Below are 20,992 nucleotides of genomic sequence, written 5' to 3'. Positions count from 1 at the left end.
TAAAGAATGAAGACAAGCGAAGTCATTCCTGCTCCGCTTGTTTCAATCGAATGATCTGTTAGAAAGTTAAATCTTTTGTACAACCTTCTCCTCTTGCAACGTCAACACCGAAGCAATGCTTTCCTTCAGGATGTCGATTCCTTTTCGCAGATTGTGATTGGAGATGTTCAATGGAGGCATGACCTTAACCACGCTATCATGCCTGCCTACTCTCTCTACAATAAGTCCACGCTCGTAGCAAGCCTTCTGCACCTTTGCTGCAATATCCGGTTCGAATTTGGAGAAATCCAGCCCCCAGATCAGACCAATCCCCCGAATATCAATGTTAGGGTGTTGCTTCAATATCTCCTCATTCCATACCTGCTTCAACATGGTCTCTTTCGCGTACACCTGCTCTTCCAGAGATACCTGTTCCCTGTATTCCAGTGCTGCTTTGGCTGCGATAAAGGCCAGCTGGTTTCCGCGAAAGGTTCCATTATGTTCGCCCGGATTCCAGATATCGAGATGCGGCTTCATCAACAACAAGGACATCGGCAATCCATACCCGCTAATAGATTTGGAGAGAACGACCAGATCAGGAAGTATCTCGGCTCGCTCGTAGGAGAAGAACGGCCCCGTTCTACCGCATCCCACCTGCACATCGTCGCATATTAACAATATGTCGTAGCGATCACAGATGGCCCTGATTTTCTTCAACCACGAAGTCTCCGCAACATAGATACCACCCTCTGCCTGTACCGTCTCCAATATGATGGCAGCCGGCTTCTCAATACCCGAGTGGGTATCTTCCAAAATATATTCGATGTAGGCAGCACTATCAAAATAATGATTATGCTCATTCGGATATGGAATAAAGGTTACACCGTCTAATGCTCTGCCTGCACCCTGTCGGCTGTCCCGATTACTGGTCACGGCCAGACTCCCCAGGGACATACCATGATAACCGCCCATGAAAGAAAACACACCCGACCGCCCCGTATATTTGCGTGCCAGCTTCAACGCAGCTTCTACCGCATTGGTTCCGGTAGGGCCGCAGAATTGAAGCTTGTATTCCATCCCTTTTTTCTTCAGTACCGATTCAGAGAAATATTCAATAAAATCAAGCTTCGCTTGCGTGTACATATCGAGCCCATGCATAATTCGATCCGATTCAATGTAGGCCATGATTTCGTTTTTGATATATTCATTGTTATGTCCATAGTTAAGTGCACCAGCACCTGCAAAGAAATCAATATACGGACGACCATCCACGGTATAGAGTTGATCATCTTTGGCTTTATCAAATACGGCCGGGAAATGTCTGCAATAACTTCTCACATTGGATTCCATCGTTTCAAAAGTCATCTGATCCATCCCTTCACCATTCGATTCACATATTGGGCCACATTCACAGCATGATTGTAGTCGATCAGATTCTCATGATGACCTGGAATAGGCGTTGAAGTGCATGTGCCTGTCGTCTTGGCGTGCCAAACCTGTGCATCCGTTAACGGAACTGGAGTTCGTTCATCCTGAGCGGTTGCGTACAACAGATGGATGTCGGACCGAATCGGTTCTGCTGAATAGTAGTTATCAAAAGCCACTTCATTGGCCAGGCGCACTTTCAAATGTCTAAGCGTGTTTTCACCAGGGAAATGATTCATAGCTTCTTGTAACTGAGCTTCATAGTCTGCATTGTGCTTGAACTCATACCCATTGTTTTGTGCTAATTCGGCAAGAACCTCCATCTTGTTTATTGGACGAACATCCCGTTCATGGCTTCGGGCAGGTGCATCCAGAATGATCAGCCACTCCAGCTGCTGTCCTGCATCTTCGATGATCCGCGCCATCTCAAAGGCCACATTGCCACCAAAGGACCAACCCAGCAATCGGTACGGGCCTATCGGATTCAATTGCGTAAGAACACCATAATAATAATGGGCCAGTTCCTGAACGGTATAGAGCGGTTCGTCGTCGTTTTCATATCCTTTTGGCACAAATCCGTATATATTCAAGCCTTCCAGCTGGCTAACCAACTCATAATAATTGATCAGGTTGCCGCCCCCCGTCGGAATAAGAAACAGTGGAGTTGCATCCGCAAGACCGTCTTCTTTCAACACAACAACCGATTGATCTTGGGGCAAATTTCCCTCCCGAATGATATGTGCAATATCGGTCACGGTGGAGTAATCAAACAAAGTGATCACGGATAGCTCGGTCTGGAATGTTCTGTTCAAAACGTCCATTAGACGGACGGCTTTGATGGAATGTCCACCCTGATCGAAAAAGCTTTCATGAAGATGGATGGTGTCCACGCCAAGGATATCCATGAAAATCTGCATGATCTTTTCTTCCAGTTCATCCTGTGGAGCAGCAATATAATCGTTCAATGTACCACGGTCCAGATGCTTCAGCGCTGCCTTGTCCAACTTGCCATTACTGTTTAGAGGAATACGTTCAATCGTAATGAAGCGTGAGGGAATCATGTGACTCGGCAGCAGCGTTCGGCAGAAGTTGCGAAGATCTGTACTGAGAATCTCAGAGGAGGGAGCCAGCTGAATGTAAGCACTCAGTGACAGTTCTTCATCATCTCCCCATCTCTCAGCCAGCATCGCACACTCCTGAATATCAGCGTGTCTGGAGATTACATCGGTGATTTCTCCCAATTCTACACGCATGCCTCTGATCTTCAATTGATTATCTATTCGTCCGACAATGTATAACTTGCCAGTGGCATCGTAATAAGCAATATCGCCCGTTCTGTACATCCGTCCATCCGTAAACGGGTTCACAAAGAAACCCTGCTCGGTCTTTACGGGATCTCCATAGTAACCTCTCGCCAGACCAACACCACCAATATACAAATGACCATGAACCCCAATGGGCACTGGTTTCTGCATTTCGTCCAGAACGTAGATGAAATTGTTCCCGATTGGACGACCAATGGATATATTTCTTCGAGCGCGCTGACCTTCCGGCTGCACATTCATATGAATGGTCGAATCAATGGAAACCTCGGTTACTCCGTAACTGTTATGCAGATTACGCTCGGGAAGATGGTTGTGGAACGCCGCAACCATCTCGGGCTTCAATGCCTCTCCACTGGAGAATACATCCCGTAATGATGCTAATTGCTCCAGATCCGCCACATCAATTCGCTCCAAAATCATCTTCAACATGCTCGGAACAAAAAAGACGATGGCCACTTCATATTGCTTCAAAGCTTGAATGATCGCATACGGATCACGATGAAATCCTGGTTCCAACAGTGCTACCCTGGCACCTGCCATCCATGTCCAGAAATATTCAAGACCGACATCATCAAAGGTCAGGGTTGTTTTCTGAAGTACCGTTTCATGGGATTCCAGCTTGAATTGGTGCTGCATCCAGCAGATACGGTTCACCCACCCCTGGTGCCGCACAGATACCCCTTTGGGTTTCCCTGTAGTGCCTGACGTATAATAAATAGCTACCAGATGATCAGGCCCCACCGGCGTCGACGGAACTGTTATCGGCTTGTCCATATACATTTCAGGTTGAGATACGTCGATCAGAACGGCAACATCATCCGGGATCGGCAACGTATTCGTATTGATGAGACAGATGCACGCTCCCGAATCTGTTAACATGTGACGATTTCGCTCCACAGGTGCATCCAGATCCAGAGGCACGATAGCTCCTCCCGCTTTTAACACGGCAAGAAGGGCAATGGGTAAATGAAGCGAACGTTCTATACCAATGGCTACCGCCTTGTCAGGTCCGATTCCCTTTTCGATCAGAAGATGAGCCAATTGATTCGCTTGGCGGTCCAGATCGCGATAAGATAATTGTTCTCCCCCATATACCACAGCCACTTGATCCGGGGCTCGGGTTACAGATGCTTCAAACAGATGTTGTACACAGATATGATCAGGGTAATCCATTACGGTATCGTTCCATTCATATAGAACCTTCTGTTGTTCTTCATCACTAACGGCTCCAACCCCTGCGATTGGCTTCCCTGGATGATTCACAATATGTTCAAGCAGCGCTATAAAATTATTAGCCCAGCGTTCGATCGTACTCACGTGGAACAGATCCCGACTACATTCAAACGTCCCCTTAATCACATCCAGATCTTCCGTCAAGTCCAGGGACATATCGAATTTGGATGTGTTGTTCTGCTTCAGCTTGATTTCCCTGAATACGGCCTGTTGATCATTCTGTTCGATCTGATTCGCCTTCGCCAGACTGAACATAACCTGAAACAACGGCGAATATCCCGTATTTCTGGATTGGATCAGATCATCGAACAACAGATCGATCGGTACATCCTGATGGTCGAAAGCATCAAGGATCGTATTTTTGGAAGCGTCCAGGTGTTCCAGAAATGATTGCTGATCATCAATACGGCTACGCAGTACGAGTGTATTGACAAAGAAACCAACAATCTTCTCTAGATCGGACTGGGGCCGATTGGAGACAGGCGTCCCGATCATCAGATCCGTTTCACCCGAATACTTACGTAACAAAATCGCAAAACAGGTATACATCACCATAAATAGCGTGGAATGATGCTTCTCCGAAATCTCTCTTAATCTGCTGGTAAGAGGTGCTGGAATCGTGAAGTATATTGATATCCCCTCTTCACTCCGTTTCTGTGGACGCTCATGGTCATATGGCAAATTGAGCGTATAGGAGTGTTCCTTCAGTTGATCGAGCCAGTACCTCTTCTGATTAGCAAACTCGTTACTTTCCAGTAATTGATTCTGCCATACCGAGTAATCTATATATTGGGTCGCGGAAGGACTATATGATGGCAATGAGCCCAATCCACGGAAATGTTCATAATAAGATAACAGGTCTCTTCGTATGATCTCGATCGACTGACCATCCGAGATGATATGATGCATCATCAGAACAAAAATATGGCGCTGATCGTTCAGCTTAAACACTTTGAATCTGCACAGTCTGTCCCGGGTAAAATCAAAAGGGCCATCGGCCCTTTCAATTCTATCTACAATCTTTCTATTGGCCTGATCGCCCGGATACATCGAACTATCAACCCATTCATAATCCGGTTGGTCTTCCTGAATATATTGATACGGTATGCCTTCTTCAGCATCAATCCGAACTTGTAATGCCTCTTGCCTCTCCACCAGCAGTCCGATGGCTTGTTCAAATGCAGACTTATCGAACTCTCCCACAATCTCATTAGCGAATACCATGTTATATGCCGTACTTGCCGGCTCAATCTGCTGCTGAAGCCACAACCTCTTCTGAGCAAAAGATAGCGGAAAGTGATTGATATCGCGAGAAGTGCGCTCTACTGTATTGGTCACGTTCATCTGACTTAATATTCGATCAATCAGTTCGCTTTTGTTCAGTACTGCACCAGATTTTTTCACTTAATTACCCTCCGTAGAATATCCATTCGCTTCCAATAACAGATTCTCAATCACTTCGGACAATTCACGAATGGTAGGCGCATCAAATATTTTACGTAGCGGCAGATTGACACCTGCCTGTTGTCTGATTCCAGAGATAACCTGCGTTGCAATAAGGGAATGCCCTCCAAGCGCAAAGAAATTCTCATCAATACTAATCTGCTCCCGCTTCAATACCGTTCTCCAGATCTGCGCAACAATCTGCTCAACGGTTGTCGTTGGTGCGGCATATTCTGCCCCGGAACTTACATCTACGCCCGGTAGAGCGTGATAATCAATTTTTCCATTGCTCAGCAGCGGTAAATGGTCTAGCACTTGGATGACGTTAGGAATCATATATTCGGGAAGCGCGGACGAAATCCACTGTTTGACATCCTTAATCTCTCCAGTGCTATCCAGCTCTACATAGGCAGCCAGCAACGATTCTGTCTTCTCTAGCAGCTTCACTGCTGCAAGTCGCACATGAGGGTGTTCGTTCAGAACCTTCTCGATCTCGCCGAGTTCGATCCGGTAACCTCTTAACTTCACCTGTCGGTCAACCCTGCCAATGTATTCGATATGACCATTCGGGAAATAACGGACCCTGTCTCCGGTTTTGTACATCACGTTGTCCGGCGCATAAGAATGTGCCAGGAAAGCCTGGTCATTTAAATGTTCGTCCACATATCCATCTGCCAGACCCTTTCCGCTGATATATAACTCTCCGGCAACACCTGGCGGAACAAGATTCAGGTTCGAGTCCAGTACGAGCAGATTGGTATTATGAATGGGTCTGCCGATCGTTTCATGAACGTTATCTTGGTCACAGATATGATAAGTCGTATCAATACTTGCCTCCGTTGGGCCGTACAAGTTAATCAACTGCGCATTGGATCCGGCAAAGAAAGCCTTCTGAAGCGGAATTCCCAATCTTTCTCCACCACTGAACACCCTTTTTAACGGTGCTGAAGAGAGGGTTTCTTTTTCCACCAGAGCCTGAAGCATGGTAGGTACAACCTGTAACGTCGTAATCCGTTCTTTATGAATAATGTCGAGCAGATAGTCGGGATCCGCATGCTTGTCCGGTTCAGCAAGAACCAGCCTTGCGCCCGTAGTGAGCGGTGCATAGAATTCCCATACGGATGCATCGAAATTAATTGATGTTTTCTGCAATACAGCGTCTTCTCCGGTCAATGGAAATTCATTGTTCATCCAATGCATATGGTTGCTGATGGCCTGATGTGACACTTTGACCCCTTTGGGTCTGCCTGTGGAACCGGAAGTATAGAGGATATAGGCGATATCTCTGGCATCTACTCCGATTGCCGGTGCGTCCTTGGGCTCGTTCGCAATTACCTCGCCTTCTTCTTCAAGGAATACAGGATTGGCAAAAAGGGAGTTGAGCCGTTCATTGTTTTGATTCAACAACAGCACCGTCTCAATGCGGGCATTCTCACGGATATAGGACAATCGCTCATTCGGATAATCCGGATCAAGCGGTACATAAGCCGCACCCGCTCGAAGTACCGACAGAAGGGCTATCACCAGCTCAGGAGATCTCTCCACGCTTACGCCGACTACATCTCCATGTCCGACATTTCTTGTCCGCTGCAGATAGTGGGCAAGCTGTCTGGACTTCTCATGGATTTCCCGGAACGTAAGCAGAGTGTTACCAGATACAACCGCAATCTGATCTGGCGTCTTCAAGGCTTGTTCGTCCAGCATCTCTACCAATGTCGATGTGGCATATTCCCGAACCTCTCCTTGAAGAATCGAATGCAATGTAACTGTCAGATGATCAGGGATGATATTGGTCGATACGGGTTCAGCCAGATTCACATAGGCATTGTTGCAAATATGTGTAAATATAGCCGCCACGTAGCCAATCTCTGTCGGAGTGTACGCTTCCTCGTTATATCGAAGAACGATGTCCCTACGTTCTGGATATTGTTGGATATTCAAACCAAGGTGAACCGGTTCAATCTGTTCCGACTGATACACGACCCGGAACGTGTTATCTCCTGATTCCACCACGGATGATGCATCCCGACTCTCGAATCCATAAGAGAACACAGACTGGTTCGAATCCGATCTGCCAAACATTTTGAAGTCAAAATAATCTGCATATTCCGCACTATCTTTCGCTTCACTCGTCGTTCTATGGAAAAACTGAGCCAGCGTATCATCCTCTTTCCAACCGGAGTACAGAGGTACGTATCGATTCAATGCACCGACAACTTTCTCCAAATCCTCATCTTGTCGGCCACGCGTATGTACGCCAACCGTTAATTCCTTATCCTCGCCCAGCAGATGCAAAGTCAGATTCCAGCAGGCGAGCGTAACGTTATCTATTGTACTTCCAGCCTTCTCCGCTACCTTCTCAAGTTCAGCCCACAATTCTGGTGACCCTTCCACAGGGAAACTTGCCATCGTAACACTCGGGGACCCGCTACCGGATGCCATGGACAATTGTTTGGCAACATGATCGAACCGTTTATTATTCCAAAAACTTCTTTCCTCCGCGTGCTCATCATTGGTCAGCAGGTCATTCAACCACTCCGATACAGCGTAATACGGGACCTCTTCTTCCAATAGTTCCGGTGCTACCTCGGCAGCGATTAATTGTGATACATCCTCAAGTATAATGGCAGGTTCAATATCCGAGAACTGTGGATCAAAGGCGAGAATCAATACTTTGGAACGTTCGGACAGATCCACGTTAATGGCTTCCAGCGAATAGTCACCTGTCCATGTACCCAACTCTTTTCGGATCAGCCCTTGGATATCCTGTTCCTGAATCGGTTCTTCTGAATAAGCAGTACGGAATCGACTTCTGGTCTCCGAATCGACTTTCTGAAGATACACCCCATAATTGGGGTCAGCATCAATGGAGGTGCGGAGCGTGCTGTATTTCTCGGCTATTCTCTTCACGGCTAATTCAATCTGACCATTCGAGCACTCACCTTCGATGTTAACAGCAATTACATTTGGGACCAGTGATGTTAATCCATTATTATTCAGTTCATGCAGTCGTTTCTGTTGTGGTGAAAGGGGATAACCCAGCATTACATTTTCCATGTTCAATCCTCCTGCATTTCTAATGTATTTTCAGTTCTATATAAGGTGAACTAAAGAATGTTACACTTGCCACTTCAATGACAGAATAATCTTACGATTGAATTGCTGCTTCACGACTCACAGGTTCTCCCATGGCTACCAATACTTTTCGATCTCCCTGATACGGGTTCCGTGCATGGGCAACCAGCATATTGTCCAGCATGAGAATATCTCCCTCTTGCCATGGAAAGGCAATCGTGGCATCGGCATAAGCCTGACGAATATGAGCAGCCACATCGGCATCAATTGAACTTCCGTCTCCATAATACGTCTGGTATGGCAAGCCACCTTCTCCGAATTCTTCGAGCATCAAGTTGCGAACTTCCTCGTTCAGGCTACTGCTATGCCAGAAGGCAATGTGATTGAACCACAGGTTCTCATTCGTATCCGGGTGAATCGTGATGGCCGGTCTCACCTGCTTCGTTGTGAGAGTTCCATCCTCATTCCAGTGGAAAGACATGTTGTTGTCCAGGCAATACTGCTCGACTTCTTCCTTGGACTCCGTGTGGAAAACATACTGCCAGGTCTGCCCGAAGCCGTTGCCGTAGTTTCGAACCAACATCCAGCCTTTCTCTGCAAAAACGTCCCGAATGTCCGGATCAATGAGGTTATATACTTTCCGTACATCCACAATAGGCGTTTCTCCTCCTTCATCGGCGACGACAATGCTGGAGAACCAGATTTTTTTGGGCCAGGTCATGACGTAGGACAATTCATTATGCGGTGCAATGGTCTCCTCGTTCGGGAATTCCGTTGACGTATACACCTTGCCCTGTACTTTAGTTCTCGGTGTCGCTCCTTCTTTATAACTAAGCGGCTCGGGGCAGCTTACATCGATAAACCCGTAAAAGCTCTCTGGTGTGGTGGTATCAAAACCTCTGAACAGGACGCCGCCGTATTCCAAAATTTTCTCTTCCACCATATCCTTATTGTTGAGATACCACTGATTCAGATCCAACCCGGCCAGATTTGGTTTGATTACCAATGGCAGCTCTTGACCCTCCTCCAGAAACGATTGCTTTACGATTTCTTTCTGAATGACCATCTGCGCACCTTTATCAAATTTCTTCTTCATGGTTAATTCCTCCTAAGATTTGATTTTGTTGAATTTCTTTTTGCTCTTACTGCTATTCAGCAACTCCATCTTGTACTCGTGGGCCATCACCTCCCAATCATGGCGTACAGCTTGAAGACTCCGTGAGGAGTCAGCTGCAATCAACTTCACTACAGCCATATAATCATGCAGAAATCTCTTCATGGTGGATTTGCCAAACAACTCTGTTTTGTATTCAACTACTGCATTCATGACATGGTCAGCCTCGATGAGATTCAACGTCAGATCCCACTTGCTCTTGCCACTGTGGCCCCACAAAATTTCATTCTGAGCAATATTCAGTCCTTCGATGTTGTACGTATTTTTGACATCAAGTACGAACCATGTCTGGAAGAACGGGGTCAGCCCGGAAGCACGATCCGGGTTCAGTAGTTCAATCAGCTTGCCAAAAGGCATCTCTTGATGATCAAATGCTTCAAATACCGTATTTCTAACGGAAACAATCTGGGCGTCTATGGACTGCTCCGGGTCCATGGTCGTCTTCAAAGCAAGACTGTTGGAGAAATATCCGATCAATCTCTGAACTTCGGCACGATTACGGTTTGCTACAGGTGTGCCAACAACGATCTCGGTTTCACCCGAGTAAAAGTACAGCAACATTTTGTAGGCGGTGAGCATGGTAATGTACAGACTGGCATTGTTTTTCATACCGGCCCTTTTGATCATGTCAATGGTTTGGATCGGAATTTCTGAGAGCAGAATATCTCCGGTATCCCCATTATTCAGCGAAGGCTCCCGGTCATACGGCAATACTTTCACCGATCGGTTAACAGTACTTCCCAACTGGTTGCGCCAATAATTAAGAACTGTCGGAAATTCGGCAGTCATCCATTTTACTTTTTGCCAATGTGAATAGTCGGAATACTGAATGCTCAAATCCTCTGTTGCTGCATTTTCTCCCTTCAGATAAGCATTATAGTACGCCCCCAGTTCAGCCATCAGAATATCCTGAGACCAGCCATCGAAGATAATGTGATGAAAATTAAAATAGGCAAAATATTGATGTGCATGGATCTGATACAATCCAAAATAATACATCGGTCCGGTTTCCAGATTGAACTGGTGTCTGGATTCTTCTTCAATCACACGCTTCAGACTGGCTTGGGAATTATCCCTCAGCGTATGCTGGACCTCGATGTCAAAAGGCTCATAAGGCCTTATTCGCTGCACTGGTGTATTGTTCTCGATAACAAAATACGTTCTCAATACATCATGCCGCTGCACAATCTGATTCAATGCATAAATGTAAGCCTCTTCCGAGAATGCGCCTTCAAAAAGGACATGTCCGGGAATGTTATATTTGGTGCTCTTCCCCTCGAACTGTTCAACCAGCCACAGGGATTCCTGGTTGAATGACATTACACCTTTGAGTGCCGGATCAACTCTGGGAATATCTGTAGACAGGAAGATCGGCTTGTCCATAATTCCGTTCAATACATCCACTTTGGATCTCTTCATCGTGTTGTGTTCCATGCTCATCATGCCTTCCTTTCCTTCCATGATCTGATCCAGATATGAACTTAAGGATTGGATTGTAGGGAAATTAAACATATCGTTAATCGAAAAATCAAAACCTATCTCGGAAAGTCTGGTATAGATCTGAATCAACTTAAGGGAATCACCACCCCGTTCGTAGAAGTGGTCCGTCACACCCACCTCTTCCAGACTAAGAATCTCAGACCAGATGGTAGATATCGTCTGTTCCATGACAGTACTCGGTGCCACATACACATTTTCTTCATCCGATTGCGGCTTCTCTATCGATAACGCCAAGTAATCAATCTTGCCGTTAATGGTAAGTGGAATCGAAGACACCTTGATCAGATGTGTAGGAACCATATACTCCGGCAACAGAGATACCAGATTATCCCGTATCATCCTCCGGGTCACATGTGCATCGCTGACGTAATGAGCACATAACTGACGGGATTGCTGATCCGTCTTGACGCTTACAGCAACATCTCGGATTCCTTGGATTTTCAAGAAAGCTGCCTTGACCTCACCCAGTTCAATTCGATACCCGCGAATCTTCACCTGGTCATCCATTCTTCCAAGGTATTCCATCTGACCATCTTCCCTTAACCTGCATAGATCACCTGTCCGGTACAATCTCTCGCCTGGATGATCCGGGTGTTCGACGTATTTTCTGCCCGTCAATTCGGGTTGGTTCAGATAGCCTCTGGTCACTCCGTCTCCCCCGACCAACAATTCACCCTGAACACCGACAGGAACGTATTGCAATGAATGATCGAGCACATATATGGATGTGTTCTGAATGGGCTTGCCGATGGGCACATACTCCGTTTGGTCAACATGTGGATTGTAGGCATAGATCATACAGCCCACCACCGTCTCTGTCGGTCCATATTCATTGAAAATGGTAACCTCATGTTTGCTTTGCCGGGTAATATTCGCAGCCAGTGAAGCACTCAGATTATCACCGCCCACAATAAATGTTCGGACATTGGATCTGTCCATAATGTTCATGTCTTGAATCAATTGCAGGTGCGCTGGCGTCAGCTTGACCAGATCCACTCGTGGATCCAGGACAACATCAGCAATCAACGCCTTGTTATGAGACGAGTTATAGATGATCATCGTGTTGCCCGTAATTAACGGCGTAAAGATGGAGGTAATGGTCAGATCAAACGCGATGGATGAATACAGTGAAAAAGTCGTTTTCCTGTCAGTAACATACGTCTGACTTGCCCACCATATATAATTCGTCAATCCCTTATGTTCCACCAATACACCCTTTGGTGCTCCTGTTGAACCTGATGTGTAGATGACATAAGCCAGATCCTTCATATCTATGGTCAAGTTCAGATTATCTGTTGATAGCTGCCCCTCACTATCTTCAAGCATGTGAATGGCTTCTAGACTGTCCGGCAGAGTAATACGCTCGTTAACCAGAACAAACCTTACTTGAGAATCTTTCAAAATATGTTGAATTCGTTCATCGGGATACTCGGGATCAATCGGAATATAAGCACATCCGGCTTTCATAACAGCCAGAATCGCGATAACCATTTCCATACTGTGTGTTGCAATAATACCTACCAGTTCTCGTTGCTTGATTCCTCTGCCGATCAATACTGTAGCTAACCCATTAGCTCTGGCATTCAATTGTTCATAGTTAATCTCATGATCTCCCAGGATAAGTGCTGCATGTTGAGGGGTAGCCGCTGCCTGTTCTTCAAACAACTGGATGACGGTTTTGTCGCTCGGGTACACCGCCCCGGTATCATTAAACTCGGTTAGCATCGATTGTTTATCGGCTTCGCTTACAATACTGATCTGTTCAATGCTTTGTTCGGAATGTTCCAGAATGGCTTCCGTAACCGTAAGAAACTGATCGAGCAAATTGTCCATGAACGTTTCACTGAATAACTGGGTCCGATAATCCATCTGAAATATGATACGATCCTCATTGATTTTCTCAATAATGTTGATAAGCAGATCATTCGTCTCGTGTCCGTTAAACTTGTTGTCCATGTAAACATTATGTCCCTGCATCTTGTCAAAGCGTTCTGGACGATAAACTAGTGATATGCCGAACAATCTGTTCAGTTCCGGTAACGAGAGCGACTCTCTCAGATCACGGATCAGCTGATTATACGGATATTTCTGATGACGCAACATTTCTTTCTGTTCATTGGAGATGCGTTGCAGCAAGGTTAACACGGATTCAGAGGGTTCTATCCCGATCCTGACAGGTACGGTCGTGACAAACATGCCAATCATGTCTTTATCTGTTTTACTAGTGCGGTTCGCGTAGTTGGTTCCAACGACCAAGTCGGTTTGGTGAGTGAGTTTATTCAGCAGAATAGCTAGGGTTGAGAGAAAAAAGGTAAATACGCTGACATTCTTCTGACGACAGAACTCTTTCAAACGTACATACATGGAGTGATCCATATTCATCGTTTTTCTTCTGGCTGCGGTGTGAGTTAGAAGGGGATTGTGTGCTTTCAGTTCCATAAATTCGGGAATCGTATGAAACTTCTCTCTCCAAAATGCCTGATCTTTCGCATAGCGTTTGGAAGCGAGATATTGTTGTTCACTATTTATATAATATTCATAATCGTGAATCGTAGATTCCATCCTGCTTGCATTACCATCTTTCAGTTCGGCATGGTAGGTTTCCGTAATCTCATTCGTCAACTGGAATAACCCCAGGCCATCACAGATGATATGGTGAACCTGAATGATGTATCCGTATTGTCCATGACCCTCATACGTATAAAACTGACATAGATCTTCACTGTGTACATGAATCGGATGGTTACCCACATACTCAGTCCATGTTACACCAGTCAAGGCTGGGTCTTCTTGAATGTGCTTGAGTGATCTATACTCATAAGGTTGGATGTATTGTTTGTTCTCACCTTGATCCAGTATAATTCGAGTTCGAAGCAGTTCGTTATTCTTCAAAACCCTGTTAATCGACCGCTCTAACAAGGTAAAATCGATCGGTTCCGGTATGCTCATTTTGGATGTAATCATCCATACATCTGAATTCGGATATATCATTTCCATATACCATATTCTTCGTTGATGCTCTGTTAAAGGATGCAGATCGACACATACATTTCCCATCTAATTCTCCTTTATATATAATTTATCCTAAAATAAGTTAATTACAACTTATCATTCCACCAAAATTTAATCAATAACTATTTTATTTGTTTTTTTAACAAATTTATATATAATACGACATTAAAATACCATTTTTCGTATGGAAAGAATGAAAGTCCCAACCATCCCTTCTACAAGATATCCACTTCCGTTTCATTATTCGGTAAAGTTCGAACAAAATGAAAAGCCCCGCGATCGATACAGAGCATCTGCATCTGACCGCGGGACCGAATTAACGTGAATTATTCCAAACTTCAGTGCTCATGAATTGCGACTAACCTGGGAGATTCGGAACAAATCTCAGCTGTCGAATACCTTTCCGAATTGCTCTGCTTGTTCCGTCATCTTCCTACTCAATCTTGCTCTTAATCCACTCATCCATTCCGGCTCATGTAACCACTGTTCTGCAGCAGACCGAAGCAAACGAACATATCCATATAGATTGGCAAAACGGCGACATGCGGGGAACATGCTCTCCAAATCATAACGCTCTCCTGCCTTCGACCAGTACCCGTTCAGGAACAATTGCCTTTTCTGCTCCCACTGCTCAGGCTGGATTTCCTCACGCAGACTATCCAGACTCTGTTCCACATCCATCGCGTACCAGTGATACATGGAATCATCAAAATCAATGGCATAACAAGACTTGCTTCCTTCGTCATAGAAAACGTTGTCCAGTTCAAAATCATAGTGGATGAGTCCGAAATTTTGCTGTGTCATCGGCCAAGTCGCAAAATACGTTCGGAGAACCTCCACCTCGTTCAGAGCAGCCGTCTCTGTTGAAAAATCCTTCAGGATTTCCTGCATCCAATTCAATACCTCCGTATAGTCCCAGCGTCGCTTCTCCTCCTGCTCAGGCATGAATTCGCGCGATAGATGATGCAGCTCACCCAATGCCTGACCATAGCTGTACAGGATGGAGTCATTCAAATCAATGCTTCCTAACTGCGATCCAGGCACTCGCTTGAATACGGAAGCATAGTACATTCCCCATGGGGCGTGAGCCTCTATGAGTTCTGTCCCTGAATGGGACGGTACCGCCTCCATGGCTCCATAATGATTCGTATGAAGATAACGCAGGAACTCCAGTTCAGCACTAAGGTTGATTTGATTTTTCTCCTCTACCGGGGCAAAACGAAGCAAATGAACTTCCCCCTGATCTCTGAACGGATACACGGCATTGGAGGATATGCGATAATACTGAAACATGTCCAGTGACTCGGGATCATAGTTCCAATTCTTCAGGATCATCTCGGCAAGGTCATTATGTTGAAATAAATATTTTAACTTTAACATGGGCATTTCTCCTTTTTGATCGTTTTATGTGCATTGCTTGTAGCCACCGAATGCCTATTTTTGCGCGCAAAAAGCCGCAGGCTATGCCTGCGGCTTTTAAAAATTCTGAGTATATGAGAAATTTGCACAAGCAAATAAACCTCGCATACGCCAGAAAAATTGAGCAGTTATATCCCTATATATCGGCAGATCTCAGACCCAACTGGGGAACAAGATGTGTTTCTCCCTTCGTCTGATAGTCCGCCGGAATTATTCAGTTTATGCTTACCTTCATTGTAGTGTTAGAACATACCATCTTAGACCGTCGTTTCATGACGCTCACTCCCTTCAAAAAACAGTTGTTTCCATAATAACCCATACGAGAAATGTAAGCAATTACAAAATGACGATATTTCCATCATCTTTTACTGGACAACCATCACCCGTTCCACGGTCTCGGTGTTGTCCTTATACCACACCATCACGATGTCTTCTTTTTGAAGATCAGACACTGGAATGGACGAATTTGCACTTGGGCTGGAATTGCCCGAACGCGGCGTGCCCATACCTTCAGTAATAGTGACATCATCACTTATACTCAATTTCATTTCCATTCCGGTATCCCTCCATTCCATGCTTGGAGATGAGGTGTCCTGCACCTCAAGTAACGCCAGCGTGATTGTGTTTCCATTCACGGAGAGGACTCTACCTGTCATGTCTGCATCCATTATCCCCTGCATCATGTCCGGACTGCCTGTACGGTCATTCATGCCCGTGCCTCCCCTTCCACCTCTAGGCGTTCCTCCGTTCATGCCCAGGCCACCGCCAGTCGGCATGCCGCCACCGTTCATGCCTTGTGCAGAACCGGTGTTGGTAATATTTTGGGCGGTTATCACATCGCAAGCCGTCAGCATAACCAAGCATCCTAGCAGCAGGAGCAGCGTAACCGATGTGAAATATTTATTTTTTCGCATATGATCACCTTTTTCTCAGGGAATATCTCTCCAAGGTATCTTTACGATGGAATATGAGATCATACGTATCTTTGAATCCCATATAGGACAGCACCACCAACAGTGGATATACAGGGTAGATGTATCTGGACTTAATCTCCCACAGAATATAAAATCCGATGAATCCGAGAATGACCAGGATCAATGAGACTTCGTCAACCCGTTTACGACGAATTCCACCGACCAACCGGATGAGAATAAAACAGTACATCAAGAAATTCATCACATATACAATCCAGAGCAAACCTGTCCGATAAGCCGAATCCCCCTGCAACAGTTCTGTTATCGCATTGGTATAACTGTAGGAGCCTGCGATTCCGCCCCCCCTTCCTCTTCCGGCACCCAAGGAACTTTCATTGCCGATTCCGTATCGATCCATCTGGTACGTTCCTTCCGTCCAGGTCCATATGATCTTTTTGTAATACATCTGCACCAAGTCACTTGCACTTGCTTCGGACAGTTTATTGCTAATCTCTTGTTTGAACAAATCTGCGCTTTCAGCCTTATTGTAGTTGGCCTGCCGCTGATAGATCTGATAACTCTCCATATTGTCCCAGAAACCAAAGCGCTCCAGATTAATGCCCATATTCAGCCACATGTAGACCGGTGCCGCATTCTCTCCAACAGGTGCGCTCACGGCACCGGAGGATTGAAGAACCGCATTCTGAGTCCAGGTTGGTACATTAAACAACATACCCAGCACACCGATGGAAATGATGACTTTCTTCATTCCGATGCTCCGCATATTCAGCAGGATATATATAATGGCAGCGATCAGCACGATTACGCCGATGCTTCGGAAGTAGTTGCCCATCGCGAGAAAAACGGCGGCAATGACGATTGTTTTCCAAGACTTTTCACGTACAAAACGAATTAAGAAGTATAGGCATGATGTCAGAAATGCTGTGGCAATCACATCGTTATAGATCAGGTTGTTCAGGAACAGGGATGGCAGGTACGTCGCTGCAAAGATCAACACACCGTAATCACGTTCCGTGGATCTGTCGTTCACTTGTTTATAAATAAGATAAATCATGAACGTCGTTAATGTTGAAAACAAAATATTAAATAGTTTGATGACCAGATAGTTATCTGGGAACAGGTACAGCAATGTCTTCAGGTACAGCACGATAGAGTAATTGAACGGGAACATGTGCAGATAACCACCCGTTTCAAACGACGAGTAGTCCTTATCGTACAGCATGTTCATGGCGAGTGAGAGCACGGTCTGTGAATCATCGGTGGGTACTCTCGGAAATACGAAAATGATGATGATCTGAATAGCCAGAGAACATAGCAGCACGATCGGAATGACAACCTTTGGGCTGTATTTGTTCAGTTTCAGACACAGAGCATATAACCGGACACCTGAACCAAGAAGCAAAAGAATGACCGGGAGAAAAATACTCCACTGCTGCATGCCCAAAATGGGATTGTCCCCATACAAGGCGTAGTTGTACTGTGCCCGCACCAACAGGGACGAAGCAATAAACACCGCAACAAATACGAGCAAAATGAGATAAAACGACTTATGCAGCATCTTAGACATGCCAAAACTCCTTTTCGAATACAGGATTCCGTGAGTATTATAATGGCTCTGGCTGAAAAATCGCTGAATTCGAACAAACAATTTCATTCATTAAAACTAACGAATTATCCCTCTAATGTCGATAATATACATCGGATACATAATATTATCATTTCATACTAGAAGGAGATTAGAACATGTTTATTCAGAAAAGGTACATCCGCTCGTTACTCTCTCTTCCTCTGGCAGGCCTGTTGTTCATGCTGCTCGGCACCCAGCAGATCGCTGCAGCCCCTGTCGATAGTCTGCTGCCTGAGCGAAGTGAGCAAGAAATCAGTCAGAAATGGACGCAATGGATGAGTGGCAAGGACCAACCTGCCACATTCACTCAGAATCCATCGACCAAGGCACCTTACGTCGCTGGTGTAGTAAGTGATTCCACATTAGAGCAGGCTCTAGGTGCAGCCAACTTCTATCGTTATCTCTCCGGTCTGGATGGAGATCTCGTTCTGGATGCTGCTCTCAATCGTCAAGCCCAACATGGAGCGGTCGTTGTGTCTACCGGAGAATTGACTCACTTCCCAGCTCGTCCGGCAGATATGGCGAAAGACTTTTTTGATCTGGGAGCCAAGTCGACTTCCAGCTCCAACCTGTACGCTTCTTATGGTTCTCAAGGAAACCTTGCAGTCAAAAGCGTTGAAGCTTATATGGATGATTCGGATGCCAGCAACATTGCTGCACTCGGCCATCGCCGCTGGATTTTGAGTCCGCAACTGAAGAAGGTCGGTTTCGGGATTGCATCCCGGGACAACAAAAACTATGCGAGCCACTTCAGCACCATGCAAGTGATGGATACGAGTCGTTCTGGAAAACTCAATTACAATTACAACTTGTATCCTAACAAAGGGGCATTCCCGATTGAGGCATTCAATGTGTCACAAGCCTGGTCTGCACAGCTGAATCCGGACGTCTTTGCGAAGCCTTCCAATTCTGAGGTACAGGTGGAGATTGTGCGTTCATCGGATCAGAAAACTTGGGTACTGGGAGCGAAAACCCCGGTTAGCAGTGATCCTGCAAAGGCATTTTTCAATGTAAATACCGATGGTTATGGGTATAACTACGCTGTCATTTTCCGCCCGGATAACTTGAAATCCCTGAAGGCAGGCGACACGTTCAACGTTCGCATTACCGGTTTGAAAAAGAAAGACGGGTCCAAAGCAGAAATTTCATATCAGACACGTTTCTTCTCGGTTAGCAATCCTTCACAAGAACCTGTAACCGATCCACAGAATCCTGGGACAGAACCACAAGACCCTGGAACCGAGCCGCAAGAACCGGATACAGGCAATGAAGATTACCTGGATAATCATCTGATGCAGTTCGAATATACAGCGGATCGTACGCTGAAAGTACGGGGAACACTCACTGCTTATGCAGGTAAATCATTCTCATTCCAGATCCACGGTCCTTCACCTGACGAAAAACATATTCGCACTGAAACGGTGAAGCTGGATGCTAACGGTCGGTTCAGTCTGACTGTCCCTAATCTGGGCGTGTCCGACCTGACCATCTACTTGCAAGTGGATCCAAGCTTTATGTACTTCATCCCTACAGCAAGTAATTCAAACGTTACGTATTCCTTTGAATAGAAGTGAAGCAAGAGCATAGGAATAAACTAAAGTGAAATGAAGTACGACCAGAGTAAAACCTAGAATCTAAAAACAAAAACAGTCGGAATGCATAGGCATCCGACTGTTTTTTTGTTTATGATAGGAGCGTTTACGATATGAGCTTTTGTTTATTACATAGATCGAACTAAAGATTATTTACACTTGCCACTTCGATGACAGAACAACCTACTGATCGCTACGTTCACGTGTAAACGTCTAGTTCAATTTATAAGCTGTAGTGCAGATTAAATTCAAAAATATCTAAGTATACTGTTCCTTGAATTCATTCATGTATAGAACCTCAATACAACCTGACCAATTCAGAATCGAACCAATAAAATCCTGTATGTCTAGTCCCTTCATTTCATACGTTTCTGCTGTATTTACTGTACCCGCCGCATCTTCAATCAGGGTTACTTTAAACCCCTCATGTTCAGCATTAATCGCTGTAAACAGACAACAATACTCCAGGTTAAATCCAACAATGAATACATGTTCAATCTGATGATCCAGCAGCCACTTTTTCAGCTCCGTATTACTAAACGCACTCGGTTTACTTTTCTCCAGAATAGGATGTTCCCCAGTATCGACAATAATCTCCAAATTGGCACTTTTCTCATAATAGAGAGAGGATTCTTCGTTGTCCCGGTCCAGATGTTTGGTAAACACAATAGGCCAGTTCATCTTTTCAAAAATAGTGATGACAGACTGAATCTTCGCAATTGGAACAGTTACATCCCTTAGACTTGTGAGCCCATATTGCACATCAAGTACAATTAACCCTTTATTCACCCGGTATCTCCTTCCATAGTAGGCTTGTCAGCCGCCAACACTCAATTTTTGCGTTTCTTTTCCAGTGCGATCTCCACATTTTCTTTCACCCGATACTCCACAATCCGGCGGATGAGATCCTCGGGCAATGGCTGATCCAGAGGAAACTGGACGGACCCCTTTCCCCCTTTATACTTGGAGAGTTCCTCTTGGAAAGCTTGAATTCCCCTGGGAGCAGGGTAAAACCCAATATGATGCTGGTATGCGGCAAAATGAACCAGATTCCCATGCTGTGCATACGTCGGCATCTTGTAACTGATCTTCTCTTCGGCGTTCGGAGCCGCTTCACGAATAATCTGTCTTATTGCCTGTAATCTCACCTGTACATCAGGTGCAAACTCCGAGATATATTCATCTACCAGCACAGAATAATGGTTACTCTCAGCCATCTTGGACTCCTTCCACCACGGAACATCAATGGATTC

11 protein-coding genes are annotated in these 20,992 nt (G+C 45.4%); 1 reads left to right on the top strand and 10 read right to left on the bottom strand.

Features of this window, described 5'->3' with window-relative positions; translation table 11 throughout:
- Positions 1 to 66 precede the first annotated feature (66 nt).
- From ectB to MHI06_RS04255, 8 genes are all read right to left on the bottom strand, one after another.
- Positions 67 to 1,344, bottom strand: coding sequence for a diaminobutyrate--2-oxoglutarate transaminase (ectB, locus tag MHI06_RS04290; RefSeq protein WP_340400571.1), 1,278 nt, complete (start codon positions 1,342 to 1,344; stop codon positions 67 to 69).
- Positions 1,341 to 5,366 carry an amino acid adenylation domain-containing protein gene (locus tag MHI06_RS04285; RefSeq protein ID WP_340400570.1) on the bottom strand — a complete coding sequence of 1,342 codons (4,026 nt, stop codon included), beginning with the start codon at positions 5,364 to 5,366 and terminating at the stop codon, positions 1,341 to 1,343. The genes ectB and MHI06_RS04285 overlap by 4 nt, the downstream gene beginning before the upstream one ends.
- Entirely contained in the window at positions 5,367 to 8,462 is a 3,096-nt protein-coding gene (locus MHI06_RS04280) for an amino acid adenylation domain-containing protein (protein ID WP_340400569.1), read from the bottom strand.
- A gap of 91 nt (positions 8,463 to 8,553) precedes the next feature.
- A complete protein-coding gene (locus tag MHI06_RS04275) occupies positions 8,554 to 9,576 on the bottom strand; it encodes a TauD/TfdA family dioxygenase (RefSeq protein ID WP_340400568.1) in 1,023 nt (340 codons plus the stop codon).
- A gap of 12 nt (positions 9,577 to 9,588) precedes the next feature.
- A complete protein-coding gene (locus tag MHI06_RS04270; protein ID WP_340400567.1) occupies positions 9,589 to 14,211 on the bottom strand; it encodes an amino acid adenylation domain-containing protein in 4,623 nt (1,540 codons plus the stop codon).
- A 339-nt stretch (positions 14,212 to 14,550) separates the two neighbouring features.
- Positions 14,551 to 15,546: a phosphotransferase gene (locus tag MHI06_RS04265; protein WP_169482401.1), complete on the bottom strand. Its 996-nt coding sequence runs from the start codon at positions 15,544 to 15,546 to the stop codon at positions 14,551 to 14,553.
- Positions 15,547 to 15,950: 404 nt separating this feature from the next.
- Positions 15,951 to 16,499 carry a hypothetical protein gene (locus MHI06_RS04260; protein ID WP_340400566.1) on the bottom strand — a complete coding sequence of 183 codons (549 nt, stop codon included), beginning with the start codon at positions 16,497 to 16,499 and terminating at the stop codon, positions 15,951 to 15,953.
- Positions 16,500 to 16,503: 4 nt separating this feature from the next.
- Positions 16,504 to 18,087, bottom strand: a complete 1,584-nt coding sequence (locus tag MHI06_RS04255) for a glycosyltransferase family 39 protein (RefSeq protein WP_340400565.1) — start codon at positions 18,085 to 18,087, stop codon at positions 16,504 to 16,506.
- Between the two features lie 176 nt (positions 18,088 to 18,263).
- Here MHI06_RS04255 and MHI06_RS04250 point away from each other — a divergent pair, with 176 nt between their 5' ends.
- Entirely contained in the window at positions 18,264 to 19,715 is a 1,452-nt protein-coding gene (locus MHI06_RS04250; protein ID WP_340400564.1) for a CAP domain-containing protein, read from the top strand.
- A 282-nt stretch (positions 19,716 to 19,997) separates the two neighbouring features.
- Here the strand turns inward: MHI06_RS04250 and MHI06_RS04245 are convergent, their stop codons facing one another.
- Both MHI06_RS04245 and MHI06_RS04240 read right to left on the bottom strand, forming a co-directional pair.
- Positions 19,998 to 20,528, bottom strand: coding sequence for an isochorismatase family protein (locus tag MHI06_RS04245; protein ID WP_340400563.1), 531 nt, complete (start codon positions 20,526 to 20,528; stop codon positions 19,998 to 20,000).
- A 41-nt stretch (positions 20,529 to 20,569) separates the two neighbouring features.
- Positions 20,570 to 20,956, bottom strand: a complete 387-nt coding sequence (locus MHI06_RS04240) for a DUF1801 domain-containing protein (RefSeq protein WP_169482394.1) — start codon at positions 20,954 to 20,956, stop codon at positions 20,570 to 20,572.
- Between the last annotated feature and the right edge of the window lie 36 nt (positions 20,957 to 20,992).

It is taken from the genome of Paenibacillus sp. FSL H8-0079 (genome assembly GCF_037991315.1).
Taxonomy (GTDB): Bacteria; Bacillota; Bacilli; order Paenibacillales; family Paenibacillaceae; genus Paenibacillus.
This window is presented reverse-complemented; position numbering and strand designations above follow the sequence as displayed.

Excerpts from the sequence above, each read along its gene's own strand:
- MHI06_RS04275 (WP_340400568.1), bottom strand. The coding sequence starts at position 9,576 with ATGAAGAAGAAATTTGATAAAGGTGCGCAGATGGTCATTCAGAAAGAA.
- MHI06_RS04270 (WP_340400567.1), bottom strand. The coding sequence starts at position 14,211 with ATGGGAAATGTATGTGTCGATCTGCATCCTTTAACAGAGCATCAACGA.
- MHI06_RS04265 (WP_169482401.1), bottom strand. The coding sequence starts at position 15,546 with ATGTTAAAGTTAAAATATTTATTTCAACATAATGACCTTGCCGAGATG.
- MHI06_RS04280 (WP_340400569.1), bottom strand. The coding sequence starts at position 8,462 with ATGGAAAATGTAATGCTGGGTTATCCCCTTTCACCACAACAGAAACGA.
- MHI06_RS04260 (WP_340400566.1), bottom strand. The coding sequence starts at position 16,499 with ATGCGAAAAAATAAATATTTCACATCGGTTACGCTGCTCCTGCTGCTA.
- MHI06_RS04240 (WP_169482394.1), bottom strand. The coding sequence starts at position 20,956 with ATGGCTGAGAGTAACCATTATTCTGTGCTGGTAGATGAATATATCTCG.
- MHI06_RS04250 (WP_340400564.1), top strand. The coding sequence starts at position 18,264 with ATGTTTATTCAGAAAAGGTACATCCGCTCGTTACTCTCTCTTCCTCTG.
- MHI06_RS04255 (WP_340400565.1), bottom strand. The coding sequence starts at position 18,087 with ATGTCTAAGATGCTGCATAAGTCGTTTTATCTCATTTTGCTCGTATTT.
- ectB (WP_340400571.1), bottom strand. The coding sequence starts at position 1,344 with ATGACTTTTGAAACGATGGAATCCAATGTGAGAAGTTATTGCAGACAT.